A 19864-nucleotide genomic window follows, 5' to 3' on the forward strand; every position below is an offset into this window, starting at 1 on the left:
TCCGACGCAGGCGTTCGAATAAATCAGCCTTTGCCTAGCGGAGCGTTGATTGATTCCCGCCTCCGCCGCGCAGGGCAGCGTTTTCCGGCGTCGCGGTTTCAGGGCAGGGCGGCGAGCGCGGTATCTAAAGCGCGGTCCAGTTGCTCCGGCGTGTTATAGAAATGGGGCGCGAATCGTACGCCGCCACCACGCCTGGCGCAGATGACACCAGCCTGCATCAACTGCCGATGCAGAACTGCGGAATCCAGCCCCGGGGAGCGAAAAACCACGATACCCGAGCGGCGCGCCGGTGACGGGTCCGACAACAGCTCCAGCGCCGGCTCCTGCCGCAGTCGATCACAGAGATGGCCCGTATTTGCAAGAACCCTGCTCTCCACTGCCGCCATGCCGACCTCGTCCTGCAACAACGACAGACTTGCCTCCAGGGCATGCGTGGCCAGCATGTTGGGGCTGCCACACTCGAAGCGCCGAGCTGTCTGGGCAGGCTGCCAATCCTTACGGTCGTAATCTCCGGCATGCTCGACCATGTGCCAACCGAACTGATGCAGGGTCAGCCGCTCCCGCAGTTCGGGGCGAACGTAAAGCAGGCCGAGTCCCTCGGGTGCCAACATCCACTTGTGACCATCGGCCACCACGAAATCGGCAGCAACGCTGGCCAGATCGAACTGCAGCGCGCCAAGGCTCTGGATTGCGTCGACGCATAACAGAATCTGGTGCTCTCTGCAGGCGCTTGCCAGTCGCGCGAGGTCCATCCGGCGCCCGGAGCCATACTGGACCGAGCTGACGCTGAGAAGACGGGTGCGAGACCCCATGGCCGCGATCAATCGTTGCTCGGGATCGTCCGCCCCCCGGGTGTCCACGTCACGTATCCGCACACCACGGGGGTGCAGGGACTCCCAGACGATGCGGTTGGACGGAAACTCCTCGGTGTTGATGATCACTTCATCGCCGGCCTGCCAATCCAGACCATGGGCGATAACCGACAGCCCCTCTGACGTGTTTTTCACCAGTGCAATATCGTGAGGCGCATGCGCACCGATCAACCGCGCCAGGCGCTCGCGAAGGGCGTTCTCGGTCTCCAGCCAGCGGGGATAATCGGCCGCGCCGCGATGAATGTTCTCGTCTGAGAACCGGATAACTGCGTCTCGCGTGCGCTTTGGCCATGGTCCCACACCGGCGTGGTTCAGATAGACCAGGTCAGGGTCTTGGGGAAATTCCGGATGCAATTGGCCTCCAGCTTTCCAGGTCTAGAAACTGGATGGGACGCAAGTCGGCAACAGAAGCGCGCCGACCTGCATCAATAATCCCGGACGAGTCAGGGAATGACCATGACGGGGCAGGGGGCATGATGAATGACGCGTTGCGACACGCTGCCCATTAGCGCACCACTGATCCGACCAAGGCCACGGTGTCCGAGCAGGACGAGCGGACTCTCCGCTTCCTTTGCATAACGCACGAGCTCCGTCGACGGGTCACCCGCCAGACGCACACGCTCGACATCGAGCGCCGGATCGAGTTGTTCGGCCGCCAGATCGAACGCCTGTGCCGCCGCGTCATCACTGAGCCGGGTGAAGGTCTCCTGATCGAACGGGTCGATGCCAACCATCGCCGCCGAGGGACCGTGCATGCCGATCAGGTCCAGCGCTGTCCGGGGAAATACGTGGACCAGCTTCACTGAGGCCCCGGTCGAGCGAGCCAGCGTGGACGCGTAGCGGGCAGCGACAAGGGCATGTTCAGAGCCGTCGCAACCAATGATCAGGGTGCGTATATCCGTCATTGCGGAACCTCCTTTTTCTCAAGGAAACACTGATTTATTCCCAAACGCAGGCGTGCGAATAATTCAGCGTTCCCTGGCCAGCGGGACTGGCAGGTTTCCTTCTCAGCCTGGTGGCAATCGGGAATAATGCGTGCCACGAATTACGAGAAAACACCTTCCGGGACCGGCAACTGCTGTCCCGGCGGCCGTTTTCACTCACATTGAAGCATAGGAGAGCGCATCGGATGTGGCATGAATCGACAAACGAGCCACCGGAGACGGGTTCCAGCAGCCAGTCGCCGCTTGCGGAGTTGATTGACGGCCAGACACTGGCCCTGGTGCCGAAAAGTATCAGCGGCTGGGTGTTGTTCGAGTCCGGAGTTTCCAGCAAGGCATCCCTCGCCTTCATGATGATCTACCTGAAGGCGACGATTTATCAGGCTGGTGCCCGCGGCGGTGTTGAGCAGGTGCGCGAACACATGCCGGCTTACTTCGAAATCTCGGAGTCGGAAGCGGATGCACTGCTGGACGAACTGGTGGATGCGCAGCTCCTGCTAAGGCGGGAGGAAGGGAGTGAAATAATCCGCGAATTACCGCCCCAGGCGTTTCAGGCAAGCTGATCTCCCAGTTCCTTCCGGTGCCTGTCGGCCTGACTTGACCTTCGCTTCGCTAGCGTCTAGCCTTCCCCGCTCACGGACGGACTGGTCAGTCCGTTTTGGAGGTTTGGGATGGGTGTGATGGCAAAACGGGTGCACAAGCCGGCGGCGGTGCGCGAATCGGAAATCCTGGAGGCGGCCGCAAGCTGCTTCGCGGCACATGGCTACCGGGGCGTGGATGTCCAGTTGATTGCCGACACGGCTGGTGTCGGCAAGGGCACGGTCTATCGCTACTTCGTCAACAAGGAAGCTTTGTTTCGCGCGGCGCTCCGCCATTGCCTTGACCTGTTACGGCACGAAGTCCGGACCGCATCGGATCATCTGACCGAACCGATGCAACGCTTTCGTGCCGCAACCCGCGCCTACCTGGCTTACTTCGACCAGCATCCGCAGACCATCGAATTGTTCATTCAGGAGCGAGCAGAGTTTCGCGACCAGGAGACGCCGCTGTATTTCCTCTACGTGGATGAGCACCGGGACCATTGGCTGGCTTTGTGGCGGCAGTTGATGCAGGAAGGGCGGCTGCGGGTAAACGATGCCGAGGCCGTCAATCGCCTTGTCAGCCGCATGCTGTACGGCTTCATCCTGTCCCGGACCGCGGAGCCGAACGCGGGCTCGCTGGAGGACGGCTTTCAGGAGCTGTTCGACATCATGCTGCACGGCATCCTTCGCGCCGCCCCGAAGGACAGCACCTGACGGGGCAACTCCCGCCGGCAAGAATTAACGAACGGAGCAGGGCAAATCATGACACACCCGGCACGCCAAAGGACCACCGCGCAGTACTCGGCCATTATTGGCCTGGTGCTGACGGCCGTCGTTGCTCTCAGCGCATGCATGAATGGCAATGACGAAACCGCCGCCGACCCACAGGCAGAACAACGCAGCGTCTCCGTTGCGGTCATGAAACTGTCCTCCGAGTCCGTCGAGGTGGAAAGCGACTATGCCGGCCGCGTTCGGGGCTCGAGGGAAGTGGAAGTCCGTGCGCGGGTCGAGGGCATCCTTGAGGAGCGCCTGTACCAGGAGGGCCAGCGCGTGGAGAAGGGTGATCCGCTGTTTCGCATCGATCCGGAGCCGTTCGAGATTGCGCTCCGTGGTGCCCGTGCCGAACGTGACGACGCGGCGGCCAACCTGGAACTGGCCAACCGCGAGTGGCAGCGCATTTCACGCCTGTTCGAGCAGGATGCGGTCAGCCAGCGACAGCGGGACGAGGCCGAGATCAACCGTGATCTGGCCCGCGCACGACTGGCGATTCGCGAGGCAGCGGTGGCGGATGCCCAGCGTAACCTGCGGTATACCGAGGTCGTCGCTCCAGTCACCGGTGCCACTGATCTGGAAACAGTGCCGGAAGGCAGCCTGATTGATCGCAACGCACTGCTCACCCGTGTGACCCAGCACGATCCGGTACACATCCGTTTTTCGCTGCCGGAAAACGATGCCGCGGTGCAGCGGGTTGCTCGTCGTGCAATGAGTGGCACCGGCGAGCATGAATACAGCGCCCGTGTGCGACTGCCGGATGGCAGTTGGTACGACGAACGCGGCACCGTGGACTTCACCGACAGCACCATCGATGCGCGCACCGGCAGCGTTCAGTCCCGCGCCGTGGTGCCGAATGCGGATGGCGGCCTGATTCCCGGTCAGTTCGTGCGTGTGCGCCTGATCCTGCAGCGACTCGAAGACGTCTACCTGATCCCAGCCGAGGCAGTCGGAGAGGGACCGAACGGACCCACCGTTTTCCTGGTTGATGGCGACGACAAGGCCCGCCAGGTCGATATCGAACTGGGCTCGCTGATCGATGGCCGCCAGCTTGTACTCAGCGGATTGAGTGACGGCGATCGCCTGGTGGTCGACGGCCAGGTTGCCCTGTCGGACGGCGCCCCGGTGCAGGTCCGGGAGGCGGACTGAGATGCTGCGTTTCTTCATTGACCGGCCGATCTTCGCCTCCGTCATCTCGTTCATCATCCTGCTCGCCGGCGGGGCGGCGCTGCAGACCCTGCCCATTGAGCAGTATCCCGATGTGGTGCCCCCGGAAATCGTGGTCGAGGCGAATTATCCTGGCGCCAGCTCCGAGGTGATTGCAGAGTCCGTCGCCGCGCCGCTTGAGCAGGAGATTAACGGCGTCGACGACATGATCTACATGGAGTCGACCAGTACCGACGCCGGCTCGCTGCGCGTCACTGTTTCCTTCGAGCTGGGCACCGATCCGGACCAGGCGACGATCAACGTCAACAACCGGGTCCAGGCCGCGCTGCCACGCCTGCCGCAGGCGGTCCGTGACCAGGGGGTTCGGGTCGAGGCGCGCTCCACCAACATCCTGCTGGTCCCGGTGTTGAGCTCGCCGGACGGCCGCTACGACTCGCTGTTCATCGGCAACTATGCGCTGCTGAATGTCCTCGACGAGCTGGTCCGCCTGCCGGGCGTTGGTGATGCGGCGCTGTTCGGTGCCCAGGACTACGCCATGCGTATCTGGCTGCGACCGGACAAGATGGCGCAGTACGATCTGACACCCAGCGATATTGCCGCGGCACTGCGCGAGCAGAATGCCCAGTTCGCCGCCGGCCGCATCGGCGCCGAGCCCTCCAGCGAGGGTCAGGCATTTACCTTCGCCGTCACCACGCGGGGACAACTGGATGACACCGGGGAGTTTGAACGGATCATCCTGCGGTCCGACGAGGACGGCGGCACATTGCGCCTGGGCGACGTCGCCCGCGCCGAACTCGGTGCGCAGGATTACAACTTCTCCGCCACATACAACGGCGAACCCACAGTACCCATCGGCATCTATCTGCAACCGGGCGCCAACGCGCTGGACACCGCCAACGAGGTCCGTCAGGCGCTGAAGGGCATCAGCGAGCGATTTCCCGAAGGCCTGGAATACACCATCGCCTACGACACCACCGAGTTTGTCGAGATCTCCATTCGCGAGGTGGTCATTACCCTGCTGGTGGCGATCGGGCTGGTGGTGCTGGTGACCTTCCTGTTCCTGCAACATCTGCGCGCCACGCTGATTCCGGTGGTGGCCATCCCGGTGTCGTTGATCGGCACGTTTGCCGGCATGCAGGCACTCGGCTTCTCGATCAATCTGCTGACGCTGTTCGGCCTGGTGCTGGCAATCGGCATCGTGGTCGACAACGCGATTATCGTGATGGAGAACGTCGAGCGCCTGATAAAGGAGAAGGGGCTCAAGGCGCGCGATGCCGCAGTTGAAACCATGCAACAGGTGGCCGGCGCGGTGGTGGCCTCAACCCTGGTTCTGGTGGCAGTGTTCGCGCCGGTCGCCTTCCTTGGCGGCCTCAGTGGTGAGCTCTACCGACAGTTCGCGGTGACCATTGCCGTCTCGGTGGTAGTCTCCGGCGTGGTGGCCCTGACCCTGACCCCGGCCATGTGCGCGCTTTTGCTGGACAAGCAGAAGCACACCGTGTCGAAACCCTTCGCCTGGTTCAATGCCGGCTTCGAGTACCTGACCCGCGGTTTCGTGGCCACGGTCGGATTCCTGATCCGACGCTGGATCGTCGGCCTGACCCTGTTCCTCGGCTTTTGCGTCGGCACCGTGCTGTTGCTGGAACGCATGCCTTCCGGGCTGGTGCCGCAGGAAGATCAGGGCCTGGCGCTGGTTGCCGGCCAGTTGCCGCCGACGTCCTCGTTGCCGCGCACCGAGGACGTGCGGCAACAGTTGACCGAGGCATTGCTGGAGATCGACGAGGTGGAGGAGTTCACCGCCTTTGCCGGCTTCGACATTATCGCCGCAAGTCTACGCACCAACTCCTTGGTCGGGTTCGTCAATTTCACGGACTGGTCGGAGCGACCTGCGCCCGAGCAACATGCCCAGGCGCTGACCGGACGCATCATGGCGGCCGGTGCGGAGATCAGTGGCGCCAACATCTTTTCCTTCCTGCTGCCGCCGATTCAGGGCATGTCGCTCACCGGTGGCGTCGAGGGCTACCTGCAGGTGCGCGGGGATGCCACGATTCAGGAAGTCAGTACGCTCGCCAACGACGTCGTCGAACGGGCCAATGCACGCCCCGAGCTGACCAATGTGCAGACATCATTGGACGCCAGCATCCCGCGCTACAACGCTGAAGTCGACCGGGAAAAGGCGAAGGCGCTGGATGTACCGATCGACCGCATCTTCGAAACCATGCAGAGCACCTTTGGTGCCTTCTATGTCAATGATTTCACGTATCAGGGGCGGCTCTGGCGCGTGAACATGCAGTCCGAGGCGGAATTCCGCGGCCAGCCCGAAGACATCCGCCATGTCTTCGTGCGCTCGGACAGCGGCGACATGGTGCCATTGAGTTCCCTGGTCAGCCTGGACCGGCAGAGCGGGGCGGACCTGCTGGACCGTTTCAACCTGTATCAGTCGGCTCAGATTCTCGGTGACCCGGCACCCGGGTATACCTCGGCAGAGGCCAAGGCCGCACTTGAAGCGGTGGTCGCCGAACTGGACACCGAGCAGGACACGGTCTTCGGCTGGATCGGCGAGGCCTATCAGCTGGATGTGGCGGCCGGCGCCGGCGGCGCGGCCTTCGCCCTGGGCCTGCTGATGGTGTTCCTGATCCTGGCCGCCCAGTATGAGCGCCTGACCCTGCCGCTGGCGGTCGCGACCGCGGTGCCGTTTGGTGTGTTCGGCGCGGCCATGCTCGCGCTGATCCGCGGCTTTCCGAACGACATCTACTTCCAGGTGGCCTTGCTGGTGCTGATCGGTCTGGCGGCCAAGAACGCGATCCTGATCGTCGAATTCGCGGCCCAGAACCGTGCCACCGGAATGAGCTCCACCGATGCCGCGATGGCGGCGGCCCGACAGCGTTTCCGGGCCATTATCATGACCGCAATGACCTTCATCATTGGCACGCTGCCGCTGGTCTTTGCCACCGGTGCCGGCGCCGCCAGCCGGCAGGAAATCGGTACCGCCGCAGTCGGCGGCATGCTCGCCGCCAGTACGCTGGCACTGCTCTTCGTGCCGCTGTTCTACAAGCTGTTCGAGGATCTCGCCACATGGCGCAACGAGCGCAAGGCAAGGAAGGAGCAGGGCGATGCCGCGTAACTGGATAAACCTGGCCCTGGTCACCGGTCTGCTGGCCGGCTGTGCCGTGGGCCCGGACTACGAGGCGCCGGAAGCGGATCTGCCGTCCGACTGGCCCGAGCACACGCTGCTCAGCGAGGCGGAACAGGAAGAATGGCAGGACTGGTGGACTCGCTACGAGGACCCGGCACTGAATGCACTGGTTGCCAGGGCCCTGGACGACAATCTTGATATTCGACTTCAAGTCCAGCGGGTGCAGGAATCCCGCGCCCGACTCGGGCTCGCCGACGCCAACCGGCTGCCCACGCTGGACGCCCAGGCCGAGGCCATGCGCAGCCGTCCCTCTGCGGCGGAACTGGGCATCGATGATGACGGCTTCGGGCTCAGCGATCCGCGGAATCTTTTTTCGATAACCGGCGTTCTTGGCTACGAGGTCGATTTGTGGGGGCGGCTCTCCAGGCAACAGGAGGCCGCCGAAGCCTTTCTGCAGCAATCCCTGTTCGGTCACGAGGCCGTGCGCCTGGCGGTGATTGCCGATGTCGTTATCGGCTACGTCAATCTGCGCAGCGCGCAGGATCAACTCGCCATCGCCGAGCGCACCGTTGCCTCTCGGGAACGGGCCCTCGAACTCGAGGAAATCCGCTATGCGGGTGGAGAGGCCGATGCCCTCGCCGTGCGTCAGGCACGTGCCCAGCTCGAGACCACGCGCGCTCAGATTCCCGGCCTGCGCGAGCAGCTACGCCTGCAGGAAAGTGTGCTCGGTGACCTGGTAGGCCTATCGCCCGCCGAATTGCTTGCGGATATCGCGCTGGAGCAGGGCGCGCTGGCGGACCTGCGGCTGCCCGAGTCGATACCAGCCGAGTTGCCGTCGGAGATCCTCCGGCGAAGACCGGACGTCCGGGCTGCCGAGGCGGAGCTGATGGCAGCCACCGCGGACATCGGAGTCGCTGAGGCAGACCGCCTACCACGCCTCAACCTGATGGGCTTTCTGGGTACGGCGGCGACCACGACCAGCGACCTATTCAGCACCTCGGCGGAAACCTGGGGCATCGGCGCCTCAGTCGCCGGGCCGGTGCTGGATTTCGGTCGTGGCCAGGCAAGGATTGCAACCGCCGAATCACTGCGCGATCAGGCGGAGACCCGCTACAGCAATACCGTCAACCAGGCGTTCCGCGAGGTCCGTGATGGACTGGTCCTCTACGACGCCGCCGAGGAACGGGTACAGGCAATCGAGGCCCAGGTTACCGCCGTCAGAGAAGCCCGGGATCTGGCACGGCTGCAGTACGATGAAGGCTTGATCGGCCTGCTGGACGTGCTGGATGCCGAACGTACCTTGCTGGAGGCAGAGCTAGGCCTCAATCAGGCGATCCGCGACCGCCTGGCCGCAACCGCCACCTTGTTCAAGGCGTTGGGCGGGGGATGGCAAGCGGAACAACGGAATGGCCCGGAATAAGGACTCAACACCTGATCGCTGTGGCGCCCCGGTGCATTACGGCACGACCAGAAACACCACCAGCGCAAGAATGCCGATGAATGTCAGGGTGAAAAGAATGCCCCCGAAGATGAATACTCGGGGGTTGCCGTAAGTAAAGTCCCGCTCCCGGGCGGCCTGACTCTGTACGCCGAAAGCAGCCGCCAGAATGCTTAGCAGGTACTGCCAGAACGTAGGGCGTCGCTTCTCTTGCATCGCTGATCTCCGGTGCTTGCTCCGCGGGGCGGAACCATCTGCAAGCGTGTCCGCCCCCGATTATCGTGGCGAAACCTACCGCCCCTTTTTCCAGAGCCAATGGATGAAGACGGGCAAGGCGACCATATCTAGTGAGCCTTGCAAGGGGACGGTCGCGCGGCGATTCACCACGCCGGTATCAGGACTCTACGGTGGGAGCGCTGCTTGTAACAGATACAGTTCTTGCATTAAGACTATGTAACAGATGCCCTTGCCAAACTGACCAAACAGCTGTGAAGCCCGCTTGATGAAGCTCTACGAAAAATTGGTTGACGATCTGGTCCGCCTTATCGAAAGCGAGGTGTTAAGGCCGGGCGAACGCCTGCCGTCAATCCGCCAGCTTGCCCGGAGCCGCTCGATCAGTCCGGGGACCGTGCTCCAAGCCTACGGTGTCCTGGAGGACAAAGGTATCGTGGAGGCTCGCGCCCGGTCCGGTTACTTCGTCGCCAGCCAGGCGAAGGAACTGTTTCCGGTGCCCGAAACCTACCAACCGGGCAGCTTGTCCACACCGGTGGATGTGAGCGAACTTGTCTTCCGCATTCTGGAGGCGGCCAAGGACCGGCATGTGGTTCCATTCGGGTCCGCATTTCCGTCGCCGCTCCTGTTCCCCCTTCGGCAGCTGTCCCATGCCATGAGCCGGGCAATACGGACGCTGGATCCATGGCGAACCGTGGAGGATCTTCCGCCAGGTAACCGGCAACTGCGCCGCCTGATCTCCCGTCGTTACCTGGACAGCGGCTGTACCATCAACCAAGAGGGCATCGTCATTACTTCGGGCGCGCTCGAGGGCTTGAACTTGTGCCTGCAGGCGGTTACCAGCCCGGGCGATATCGTCGCCGTCGAGTCCCCGACCTTTTACGGCGCCCTACAGGCTATTGAGGCGCATTCCCTGCGCGTCGTGGAGATTCCCACCGACCCCAGGTACGGGGTCAAGGTCGACGCCCTTGAACAGGCGCTGAAACGGCATCCCATCCGTGCCTGCTGGTTCATGACCAACTTCCAGAATCCCCTGGGCAGCCTCATGCCCGAAGAGAATAAGCGGGCCCTGGTGGAATTATTGAATCGATGCCAGGTGCCGCTGATCGAGGACGATGTCTATGGCGAGCTCTTCCTGCGCGGCGAACGTCCTCCGCCCGCCAAGGCCTTCGACACCGAGGACCTGGTACTGCATTGCTCTTCCTTCTCAAAATGCCTGGCGCCAGGATTTCGAGTCGGTTGGGCCGCCCCCGGGCGCTATACCCGGCAGGTGCGGCAACGCAAGCTGATAACCACGCTATCGGCAACAATCCCCGCCCAGGCGGCGCTGGTGACGTATCTGGAGCGGGGCGGATACGAGCGGCATCTCCGGCGGTTGCGGCATGCGCTGGCGAGCCAGCAACACGCCATGTTGACCGCGATCAACCGCTATTTCCCGTCCGGCTGCCGCGTGACCTGCCCGGACGGCGGCTATTTCCTTTGGCTGGAATTGCCGACCGAGACCAACAGCGTCGAGGTGCATCGGCGGGCCATGGAGGCGGGAATCAGCGTGAGCCCAGGCCCCATGTTCTCGGCGCATCGCGGGTTCCGGAACAGGCTGCGCCTGAACTACGGTCACGGCTGGTCGCAGCGCAAAGAGGAGGCGATGCAGGCCCTCGGCGCCATCATCGCGGACCATGACGGTTGAATAGGATTTCCGCTCACACTTACCTCGGAACCACTGCGAACGCATTAATGACGGGGCAGGAGAGGGCTGGAGCGCCGGCGTTTCCACTGCAGAGGGAGAAAGTCCACCAACATCGTGTTCCGGCCCACGGTCAAGCGATCGGAGCATCAATCATGTTCCGCCTCGATTTTTTCTGGCGTACGCCGTGCTGTTGCGGGCTTCCGGAGACTCTCCGATATGGCGGCGTACAACTGACTCGCCTGCACGGGCTTGTGAAGAACGTTAATTCCATTAACGAGGGCTTCGTTTTCCATTTGCTGGCTGTAGATGCCTGAGAGAATAACGGCCGGGAGCTTGCGTCCGATCAAACCATTGGCGACTCGAATCAGGTGCGTGCCCGTCTCGCCCCGCTCCAAAAGATAGTCGAAGACGCAGACATCGGGATTGACAGTCCCGTCCTCGAGCATCCGGACTGCCGCTTCGAATGAATCGGCCGCAACGACTCTGCATCCCCAAACTTTCATTGTCTGGGTAACGGCCTGTAGGGCGAGAGGGTTGTCGTCGACAACGAATATGGTTGAATTCTCCAGGGCTACGTCAATCGCAGCGGAGTCGGCTTGTTCTCGGGTGGCGACGGCGGCGGGGTTTCCATAGGGGAGCTGCACCCCAAACATCGTCAACCGTCCACGGTCTGATACCACCTCGACCGGATGAGAAAGAAGATTCGAAACGTGTTCGACGATCGACAGACCAAGCCCTATACCGGGCCCAAGTTTCGTGGCACCTTCCTTATTTCTGTTACCCTTGGCCCGGTAGAACTCTTTGAAAAGAAGCTTTATTTCTCCCTCGCGAATGCCGATCCCGGTGTCCCACACTTGCATGGATACACCATCTTTACGCCTGCGACAGCCGATAAGCACGCCGCCTTCCCTGGTGTTTTCAAGCGCATTAGAGACAAGATTGGTTAGAATCCGATACAGCAGGTACGGATCACTGCGAATGACGGCCGTGGATTTTGCCACCCGCAGTTCAAGCCCCAGATCAGAGGCGACCGCAGCGTATTCGCTGGCGACTCTCTCCAGCACGCTTGAGACGGGAACATCCGTGACCTCTGGTACAATCCCACCAGCATCCAGTTTCGCGATATCAAATATTTTCGCGAACATCTCCCTGAGCGAATCAAGGCATAACACGATTTTTTCAACGTCCTCCGATAAATGGCCAGGCGGAACTTTATGAGCCAAGTTCTCAGCCATGAGACTCATGGCATGAACGGGTTGTCTAAGATCGTGGCTCGCGGCAGTCAGGAAACGGGATTTTGAGGCATTCGCCCTCTCCGCCTGATCCTTTGCCCGTACCAGTTCCTCTTGGGTCCGTTTGCGCTCATTGAGTTCCCGTTGGAGTTGCTCGGTACGTCGTTCTACCCGCTGTTCCAGTTCCAAATTGAGATTTCGAATTTCCATTTCGATTTTCTTTCTTTCCGTTATGTCAACAAACGCATTAAGTATCGCTTGCTGCCCCTGAAATTCGAACGAGCGCATCGAGAAAAGAACGCGTATTTCTTCCTCTTTCCACAACCGTAGGGTTGCCTCGAAATTTCTGACATGTCCCGATTGGTTAACTAAGTCAAGTAATTCGTTTAGCTCCCGCTTTTCCTTGAAGTAGGCGTCGAAGTAGACCCGGCGGTTGGCTGACCCCTGTAATCCAAGTGTCGAGGAAAAACTGACATTGGACAGTAACACCTCACTATCTGATTTCCGCGTTATTGCAACGGGGTAGGGTACACTCGCGATCAATTCCCGAAGCTGGGCCTGCCCCTTGGCCAGTGCCTGATTCGCGACCTCGCGATCTTCGATCATATCCCGTTGTTGCTGAAGAATGCGCTGCAAGTTGGCGGTAAGAACATTGAGTATTTGCCCCAGCCGACCCAGCTCATCCCCTGTTTGAAGCGTGGTCTTTGCTGACAGATCACCAGAAACCTGCCTTTCGGCAACGTTAGTTAGGTGTCGTACCGGACGCACGACCGAATGGAATACGTAGAATGCGGTGCTTATTACGGAGGCGAGGGCAGCAGTCGCCATAACCATGATGATGCCGAGCGGAGTTTTCCAGAACCATGCGAATGCCGCCTGTTCGTCAATGAACAGGTTAAGATTCAACGGATCCTTGCCGTTTAACTGTGTCTCGGCCAGCACGGTTTTGACCGTGTGTGCCGCGACAGGGTTATCCGACGTGGCATCGGAAAGAGTCGAGGCCACGGTTGAGTCGCCAGCCATGAGAGCCAAGACGTCCCGCTCCTCGACGAGCAGGCCGGCGAGTACGTCCTCCGTAAGCTCACGACCGACAATGACCACACCTGCGGGCCCGCTGATGCCGTGTACAACCCTAGCCGAAATGAGTGTTGGTCTATCCTGGTATCGGATAATGCCGACCTGCGAATCGTCCTCACGGCTGCGCCGGGCCCCCGCGATCAGCTCACGGACGAGGCCGCTTAATTCGTCTTGATCGCCAAAGTGGCTATGCCTCACACCGCGAGCAAACGCATATCCATCCAGATCATAAACGCTGATCAAGTCACTCTTCGTGTATCCGATAAAACGACTAATCGCGTTAAGCACATCGAATTGCTCGTTGATAAGCAACCCATTTTCTACCGTCGGGTTTTCCGCCAAGATGCCCGCAATGTCAACTACTTCCTGCCGAAGCTCCCTGTAGCGCCCTTTTACGCTGCTGACGGTATCCTGGGTTCTTTCCTCGACCAGCGCATGAAACGAACGATGCTGGTGAACCACGATCAGCGCGGTCAGTGCGGCGCTAAGAATGGTTAGAATAACCATTGGCAGGAGCAGTTTTTGGCTCAGCGTTGCTGAATTCATGAACCCGCTGAGCAATCTGCCGTTTAACATGGTCCACGCGCCTATTTTCTTACGTTATAACAGGATTTAATGCCAAACCACAGACCAGCACCCTAAAAACGTTATTCGCTCCGAAAAATATTTCCGATGGGCATGGAGTTCTCTATTGCACGGCGCACCTCATCGTAAAATTCATCATCACCGATCACAAACCCGGAGGATGGTATCCCCTCTAGTAATTCATGGTCTATTTCTAGAAGGGCTACCTGAATGCGATCAGCCATTTCTTGCGGGAGAGAACTGTTAGTTGCGATCCCTAAATTCGGAATCGTTCCTATCACACTGAATATTTCAAACTTATCTCCATGTTTTTTAATGGCCTGTTTGAGATTGAAATCCCAGGTGACTCCCACGTCAATGCTCCCAGCGACAATCGCGTCAGTAACGCGCGGGTGACTTCCGAGAAAATAGACCCGTTCAAAGTGTTCCGAATATTCAATGCCACGATCACCGAAATACATAGCCGGGTAGATGTATCCGCTTGTCGACTCCGGCTTCTTGACCATACCAAGGCGTAATCCCTCCATGGCGTCTAGTGAGTCAATGTCATCTCGATCCGCATGCTTTACCAGATAGCCCTCATAGAAAGGACTGTGGTTATCTCCATCGAGCGATGGACTGAGTTCCGTAACAAGCATTCTGACGTCAGGGTTGCGTATTTGGGCAAGAATGAACGGAGTAGGCGAAATACTGGCCAAGTGTATAGACTCGTTAGCAAGCATTTCCGTTATCTGGCTATACCCCCTCGAACCGACGATAACAAATTCGGCACCGACCTCATTCCCGAGCCATTCCAGCATTGGCCTGTAAAGGCCTCGTATCTTGTCGACGGTTTGCCCATGCTGCCACGAAGTTACGCCGAATTTGTAAACCGGAATTTCCTCACCAGGTAAATCGTCCTGCGCAATCAGGTGTGGAGGTAATATCAGGAGTAGAATCGCGCAATGCGTTAAGAAAAACCAGATTTTAAATGTAGGGGCTGCTGAAAATGCACGCATGTCTCAACCTTCCCGTTTTTCGTTCGGATGGTTTTCTTCTTCAAGCTTGTGGGCAAGAATCGCCGCCTGGGTCCGATTCGCAACCCCCGTCTGCCTGAGGATTGCTGCCACATGAAGCTTCACCGTGCCTTCTGTCATATTCAGTTTTCGCGCGATCAGTTTGTTGGATTTTCCATCGCGCAATTCCTGAAGAACGTCATTCTGTCGCGGGGTGAGCTGGGAAACACGCTCCCGAACTCCATCGATGCCCAATCTAACACCGGAACCATCGGATTTGTCCTTAGCTTCCCCCACGCGCGGCGTAACGTTTACCCCACAAGATAAAATCAGGCGAAGCGAATTGAGTATTTCGTCCTTGCCGAGGGCCTTGGGGATAAAGCCGCAGCATCCTGCAGCCATGGCACGCTCGGCATCGCGAGGTGAGTCGGAACTGGAAATCACGACTAGAGGCGTGTGCGGCCTCAACCCGCGAATCTCTTCGATGACTGTAGGCCAGTCTCCCCCGGACATGAAGAGATCCAAAAGAATAAGATCGAGAGAAGTTTCACGGTGCACGATGAACTCCATCGTGTCGTTAAAATCAGCTGCCTCGAGTATATCTACTTCGGATTCCAGCTCCGCGAGAACAGAGGCGAGAGCACCTCGATATAACGGGTGGTCATCGGCAATCAGTATGCGAAACTTTTTTTGCATTGGACGCAACGGATTTGAAAAATTAATAGATATCTAATTATTACAATGACCCAAATAATAAACTTCTCGATGAAACGAGAAAAAATTTTTATACATGAAACAGTATAACGTAATTGTGCAGATGGCTTTTGGCTCCGCACTTTAAGAGTAACCGCAATTGGAAACCCGTCAAGCCACGGCGCGGTTGTTTTTACTTTCCTTTTGACATCAAACGGTTTTGATCGAGAGTATGTTTATCAGGTCGATGAACGGCTCGATTTCAGTAATTAATATTCCCTGCGTGGCCCCGGATAAAAAAACGGATACCCACCAATACTTTTAACCCATCGCCGATATATCTTTCGATATAGCCGACCTCGTATTTAGGCATATCTCTAAAGTCTGTGTTTTCTGCTCCTAAGGATATATCGCTTAGTCCGTATGTACGGAATAACTGCTTCGGTCGATAATTTCCCTGTCCTTCATAAATGAAGGCAACATTGACATCAATGACATAGAAAGGGTCTTGGCTAGCGTTCAGTAACGGGCCCATACACGACGGCACGGAGTCAGACAGAGAAACGTAAGGAGGCCTCACAATGAAAAATCGTACGCACAAGGTTTGCGCTATTGCTGGTTTAATGTTGGCAGCTCCGTTCGCCCTATCGAATGCGAATGCTGTTGGCAATAAGAATGTCGATCTTGTAATCAAGATTGTACTTGATCAGGTGCGTGGCGAATGGCCCATGCAGCAATACGAACATCTTGACGGAGGGTTGAGGTACTTAATTGACGAAGGGATGTATTTCCCAAACACGGAGTACAAGCATGCAACCACCTTTACCGCCGTTGGTCATGCCGTTATTGGAACTGGCGCGCCGGCAGCCTTGCACGGCCTTCCAGGGAACGATTGGGCGGACCGTGTAACCGGTGAGCGCGTTTATTGCGTGGAGGACGACAGCGTGGAATCGCTGGATTCGGATCAAGATCCGCGTTCACCGAAAAATCTTACGGCAACGACCGCGTCGGATGAGATAAAGATGGCCTTCGGTGGTGAACCGAAAGTATGGGGTGTTTCGATAAAAGATCGGGGCACCATTCTGCACGCAGGTAATTATGCAGACGCGGCCTTCTGGTATGACACCAGTGAAGGAACATTTTTTACGTCCAGCTATTACATGGACGAGACGCCTGGTTGGGTGCAAGAGTGGAACGCCGCCGGGCACGCGGATCGCTATCGGGATAAACAGTGGGACCTGCTGCATCCAGCAAAGACCTATAGTGTAGATCCAGCGCATGAGCACGGCTTCGGCATCTATGGATGGGAGCCAGGCATCCCGAAGAGCTACGAGCCGCCCGAAGATGGTCGATATTACGCCGGGCTTCGCTTCAACCCGGCGGGCGATGAGCTGACCCTCGATTTCGCAAAGGAAATCATCAACAACGAGAACTTGGGGCAGCGTAATACCACCGACGTGCTTGCTCTTGGCCTGTCCAACCTTGACTACATAGGTCATGCCTACGGGATTCGGAGTCTGGAATACGAGGATCACTTCCGTCGCGTTGATCAAATGCTTGGCGACTTCTTCGACCACGTCGATGAGACCGTGGGATTGGACAGGACGTTAATCGTATTGACCTCGGATCACGGCAGTCCCGATGCGCCGGAATACTATGCCGACGTGTTGGAAGTCGATGCTGTTCGCCTGCGTCCCGATGATTTCATGGACGGTGCGAATCAGCGCGCCCGCGATCATTACGGTATCGATGACGATCTGATCTTTGCCTTCTGGAACCCGATGCTTTATTTCGATCCGGAGGTGCTCGAACGTCACGATATCGACCGCGAGGAAGCGCAACTCATCATCGCCGACTACATGCGTGAGGATGAGGAGGGCATCGCGTTCGCAGTAGCCAGGTCCCATATCGAAAAAGGCTGGGTTCCGAACGTGCATCCGTGGCCAGGTGTGGAACGCGCATTCCATCCTGAACGTTCGGGAGACGTGATCTTCATCCAGTCCCAGTTCGGGTACCTGTACTTCGACCCCGACATGTTCGCGACGATGCACGGTTCTCCATATGCCTACGACTATGTCGTTCCTGCGTTCTTCGCCGGTCCGGACATTCCGCGCGGAAAACTTGTGGACGACACGGTCTTCGTGGACCAGATCGCACGCACGATTACGCAGTATCTCGGTGCGGGTACTCCGTCGGGGACGGATGTTGGCCCGATTTCCCAAGTGCTCCGGGATCGCCCAGTGGGCAACCGGTCTCTCGTGCCCAGTGGTAACGGGCAGTAAGGATCAACGTTTGTTCGGGCATCCTGCAAGTCGCATCTGACCGGGCGACAGGCCCGGTCAGATCCTCCGACCGATGGGGTACTCCAGGGGGACAGGAAGATGAAAAAAATTAGCTTGAAATCGAATGATAACCGGTTGGCAATGGACGGTGCCATTAATTCCGGTGCGGCATCGAAGGGAGTTTCTATCCTCGGTTTTTCGCTGTTGATCGGAGCGGCATTGACCCTACCTGGCAATGCCTTCGCCACATCAGTCAGCGCTAGTGAGACGGGGGGCTTCACAATCACCTCACCCGATGAGCGATTCAGCTTCTCATTTGGTAATCGGGCGCAGCTTCGTTATGACTACATAGACGCCGATGATGGCGATGATGTAAGCAACTTTCGACTGCGTCGGTTGCGTCCGGCTGTTAGCGGCCACGTCTACACTCCGGACTTGACCTATATAATTGTTCCGGACATCGCCAATAGCTTCACGATGCTAGTGGCTGCCATGAACTACCGGTTTACGGACCAGTTCCAGGTTCGCGTTGGTCAAGCTAAGACGCCTTACGGATACGAGCGATACACATCTTCCGGACGGCTCAGTTTCGTTGACCGATCGCTTACAACGACATTCGATCATGCCTTTCCAATTGGGATTACGGCGCACGGCAACATTCCGGAGGCTGCGGGCCTGACGTACGAGGTTGGAGTTTTTAATCAGGGGGAGCGAAACCAAAACAACTTCGACAACAGGCACCGGCTCGTTGGCCGTCTCGATTTTGAGCCTTTCGGGTCGATGCACCCACGGCGTCTCTCATATCCCGACGCTCCGATCGACGATATGCGGTTTCGCGTTGGGGTGGCGGGGTCAATCTCTCGGACCGATCTGAACCTGATCGACGACAGAGGCAGCCTCAGCGGCTTTGAGGAAACCGCGCTCCTCTCCCTTCAAGCGCAACCGGGATTCGTCCGGGGCGACCTGAGACACGTCGATATCTGGGCAATCAACCCGGACTTTGGCGTTCAAATCCAGCAATTCTCTCTTCATGGGGAATTACACTATATGGAAGCCGACCCAAATGGGACTGGTGACCGCAAAGCCGAAATTCTCGGCTGGATGGCGCAAGCCGGTTTATTCCTTACTCCCGAATGGCAGGTTGTGGCCCGCTATAGCGAGGTCGACGAAGACAACTTCGACGCCCCTGGAGTCGATGCCCAGGAGTGGCGCGTCGGTCTCAATTGGTTTTACGACGGTCACGGGCTCAAGGTGCAAGCCGACATTGGGCAGTTCGAGGATAAAGTCACTCGCGACGAGGACACCGAGTTTCGGCTTCAGGCTCAAATCACGTTTTGAACGAGAGCGGGGGAGCACATTTTCCGGATTCTGGAATCTCTGATTCCACATAGGACAGGCAACTGTGGCTCCCTCGTCCTTCTTTATTACGGCCTGTTCCGATTTAACCTCGATGACTGCATCTCGAGAGTCGCAATCGGTTTCACAGTTGTCATTGGGGCCAATCGACATGAGCCAAGGGTTGAACGCACCTCGCATGATCGGAAACGGCAGCTCTGGATTGAAAGCGGTATTCCGAGCGTTGAGTGTCACGCTCTTAATCGGCTGTGTCTTAGGCATCTACTCGGTCGGTGCCGTTGTTCACGATCATGAAATTCAAAACGACGCACTCGATTGCCCCGTCTGCCAGATTGTTGGTTACAAGGCTGGCGCCTGCAATGGCATTGGAGGTTCACCACTGCTATTCGATACCCGGACAGCCTGCAATTGTCGTCATTTTGGTGGTCCCCCGGTCACATCGCACTCAATTTCTCTGCGCCCTCCGCTTCGTGGGCCACCCGCCCTCTGATCGTTCCCGCATACCGAATTTAAGACAAGGCATCTCGAGGTCCTGAAAGGCAGGCGTACGGATTCACGCCTGACAGGTCCCATTTTCCTCATGTCGCGGTTGAAGCGGCGCGGCTCGGACGAGTCGCTACGGGCGAAGAGGGTAATGCTCATGAAACTCCCGACTCTTATAATTGTTTCGGCTGGGTTCTCAATGGTGATTCCAACCGGAGCGCAAGCCCAGCAGGATGAGCGATCCGGCCAACTGGTGCTGTCACCGGTAACCGTCACCGCGGACCCGTTCGGTGTCCGCATAGTGGACGACCTGGTGTCGTCGACCACGGTGATCAGCGGC

14 protein-coding genes are annotated in these 19864 nt (G+C 58.4%); 8 read left to right on the forward strand and 6 right to left on the reverse strand.

The features are described from left to right. Nucleotides 1-98: 98 nt before the first annotated feature. Together M0534_RS09225 and M0534_RS09230 are read right to left on the reverse strand one after the other, a co-directional pair. Nucleotides 99-1226, reverse strand: a complete 1128-nt coding sequence (locus M0534_RS09225; protein WP_248568132.1) for an aminotransferase class V-fold PLP-dependent enzyme — start codon at nt 1224-1226, stop codon at nt 99-101. A gap of 89 nt (nt 1227-1315) precedes the next feature. Next, nucleotides 1316-1777, reverse strand: a complete 462-nt coding sequence (locus M0534_RS09230; protein WP_248568133.1) for a universal stress protein — start codon at nt 1775-1777, stop codon at nt 1316-1318. Between the two features lie 224 nt (nt 1778-2001). Between M0534_RS09230 and M0534_RS09235 the strand changes: the two genes are divergently transcribed. The 5 genes from M0534_RS09235 to M0534_RS09255 all read left to right on the forward strand — a co-directional run bounded on the left by M0534_RS09235 (nt 2002) and on the right by M0534_RS09255 (nt 8885). Continuing rightward, nucleotides 2002-2376, forward strand: a complete 375-nt coding sequence (locus tag M0534_RS09235; RefSeq protein ID WP_248568134.1) for a hypothetical protein — start codon at nt 2002-2004, stop codon at nt 2374-2376. A gap of 108 nt (nt 2377-2484) precedes the next feature. After that, complete coding sequence (locus tag M0534_RS09240; protein WP_248568135.1) at nt 2485-3108, forward strand: TetR/AcrR family transcriptional regulator; 624 nt, start codon at nt 2485-2487, stop codon at nt 3106-3108. A 48-nt stretch (nt 3109-3156) separates the two neighbouring features. Further along, nucleotides 3157-4314 (forward strand): efflux RND transporter periplasmic adaptor subunit, encoded by a 1158-nt coding sequence (locus M0534_RS09245; RefSeq protein WP_248568136.1) that lies wholly within the window; start codon nt 3157-3159, stop codon nt 4312-4314. A gap of 1 nt (nt 4315) precedes the next feature. Further along, nucleotides 4316-7453, forward strand: a complete 3138-nt coding sequence (locus M0534_RS09250) for an efflux RND transporter permease subunit (RefSeq protein WP_248568137.1) — start codon at nt 4316-4318, stop codon at nt 7451-7453. Beyond that, nucleotides 7443-8885 carry an efflux transporter outer membrane subunit gene (locus M0534_RS09255; protein ID WP_248568138.1) on the forward strand — a complete coding sequence of 481 codons (1443 nt, stop codon included), beginning with the start codon at nt 7443-7445 and terminating at the stop codon, nt 8883-8885. Before M0534_RS09250 ends, M0534_RS09255 begins: the two co-directional genes overlap by 11 nt. Before the next feature lie 36 nt (nt 8886-8921). On the opposite strand, the gene M0534_RS09260 is transcribed toward M0534_RS09255, so the two are convergent. Then, nucleotides 8922-9119: a DUF2970 domain-containing protein gene (locus tag M0534_RS09260; RefSeq protein WP_248568139.1), complete on the reverse strand. Its 198-nt coding sequence runs from the start codon at nt 9117-9119 to the stop codon at nt 8922-8924. 286 nt (nt 9120-9405) lie between these two features. On the opposite strand from M0534_RS09260, the gene M0534_RS09265 reads away from it, so the two are divergent. Further along, complete coding sequence (locus tag M0534_RS09265) at nt 9406-10821, forward strand: aminotransferase-like domain-containing protein (protein ID WP_248568140.1); 1416 nt, start codon at nt 9406-9408, stop codon at nt 10819-10821. Nucleotides 10822-10967: 146 nt separating this feature from the next. Here the strand turns inward: M0534_RS09265 and M0534_RS09270 are convergent, their stop codons facing one another. The 3 genes from M0534_RS09270 to M0534_RS09280 form a co-directional block, all read right to left on the reverse strand. Continuing rightward, nucleotides 10968-13706, reverse strand: coding sequence for an ATP-binding protein (locus M0534_RS09270; protein WP_248568141.1), 2739 nt, complete (start codon nt 13704-13706; stop codon nt 10968-10970). Between the two features lie 71 nt (nt 13707-13777). Beyond that, complete coding sequence (locus tag M0534_RS09275; RefSeq protein WP_248568142.1) at nt 13778-14713, reverse strand: phosphate/phosphite/phosphonate ABC transporter substrate-binding protein; 936 nt, start codon at nt 14711-14713, stop codon at nt 13778-13780. 3 nt (nt 14714-14716) lie between these two features. Further along, nucleotides 14717-15406: a response regulator gene (locus M0534_RS09280; RefSeq protein WP_248568143.1), complete on the reverse strand. Its 690-nt coding sequence runs from the start codon at nt 15404-15406 to the stop codon at nt 14717-14719. A 578-nt stretch (nt 15407-15984) separates the two neighbouring features. Here M0534_RS09280 and M0534_RS09285 point away from each other — a divergent pair. Continuing rightward, nucleotides 15985-17685, forward strand: a complete 1701-nt coding sequence (locus M0534_RS09285) for an alkaline phosphatase family protein (protein WP_248568144.1) — start codon at nt 15985-15987, stop codon at nt 17683-17685. Between the two features lie 99 nt (nt 17686-17784). After that, nucleotides 17785-19023, forward strand: coding sequence for a porin (locus M0534_RS09290; RefSeq protein WP_248568145.1), 1239 nt, complete (start codon nt 17785-17787; stop codon nt 19021-19023). Nucleotides 19024-19864: the final 841 nt, after the last annotated feature.

The organism is Methylonatrum kenyense (genome assembly GCF_023195885.1).
Classification (GTDB): domain Bacteria; phylum Pseudomonadota; class Gammaproteobacteria; order Nitrococcales; family Aquisalimonadaceae; genus Methylonatrum; species Methylonatrum kenyense.

Excerpts from the sequence above, each read along its gene's own strand:
- M0534_RS09235 (WP_248568134.1), top strand. The coding sequence starts at position 2,002 with ATGTGGCATGAATCGACAAACGAGCCACCGGAGACGGGTTCCAGCAGC.
- M0534_RS09265 (WP_248568140.1), top strand. The coding sequence starts at position 9,406 with ATGAAGCTCTACGAAAAATTGGTTGACGATCTGGTCCGCCTTATCGAA.
- M0534_RS09240 (WP_248568135.1), top strand. The coding sequence starts at position 2,485 with ATGGGTGTGATGGCAAAACGGGTGCACAAGCCGGCGGCGGTGCGCGAA.
- M0534_RS09255 (WP_248568138.1), top strand. The coding sequence starts at position 7,443 with ATGCCGCGTAACTGGATAAACCTGGCCCTGGTCACCGGTCTGCTGGCC.
- M0534_RS09280 (WP_248568143.1), bottom strand. The coding sequence starts at position 15,406 with ATGCAAAAAAAGTTTCGCATACTGATTGCCGATGACCACCCGTTATAT.
- M0534_RS09290 (WP_248568145.1), top strand. The coding sequence starts at position 17,785 with ATGAAAAAAATTAGCTTGAAATCGAATGATAACCGGTTGGCAATGGAC.
- M0534_RS09275 (WP_248568142.1), bottom strand. The coding sequence starts at position 14,713 with ATGCGTGCATTTTCAGCAGCCCCTACATTTAAAATCTGGTTTTTCTTA.
- M0534_RS09250 (WP_248568137.1), top strand. The coding sequence starts at position 4,316 with ATGCTGCGTTTCTTCATTGACCGGCCGATCTTCGCCTCCGTCATCTCG.
- M0534_RS09260 (WP_248568139.1), bottom strand. The coding sequence starts at position 9,119 with ATGCAAGAGAAGCGACGCCCTACGTTCTGGCAGTACCTGCTAAGCATT.
- M0534_RS09245 (WP_248568136.1), top strand. The coding sequence starts at position 3,157 with ATGACACACCCGGCACGCCAAAGGACCACCGCGCAGTACTCGGCCATT.
- M0534_RS09285 (WP_248568144.1), top strand. The coding sequence starts at position 15,985 with ATGAAAAATCGTACGCACAAGGTTTGCGCTATTGCTGGTTTAATGTTG.
- M0534_RS09270 (WP_248568141.1), bottom strand. The coding sequence starts at position 13,706 with ATGTTAAACGGCAGATTGCTCAGCGGGTTCATGAATTCAGCAACGCTG.
- M0534_RS09230 (WP_248568133.1), bottom strand. The coding sequence starts at position 1,777 with ATGACGGATATACGCACCCTGATCATTGGTTGCGACGGCTCTGAACAT.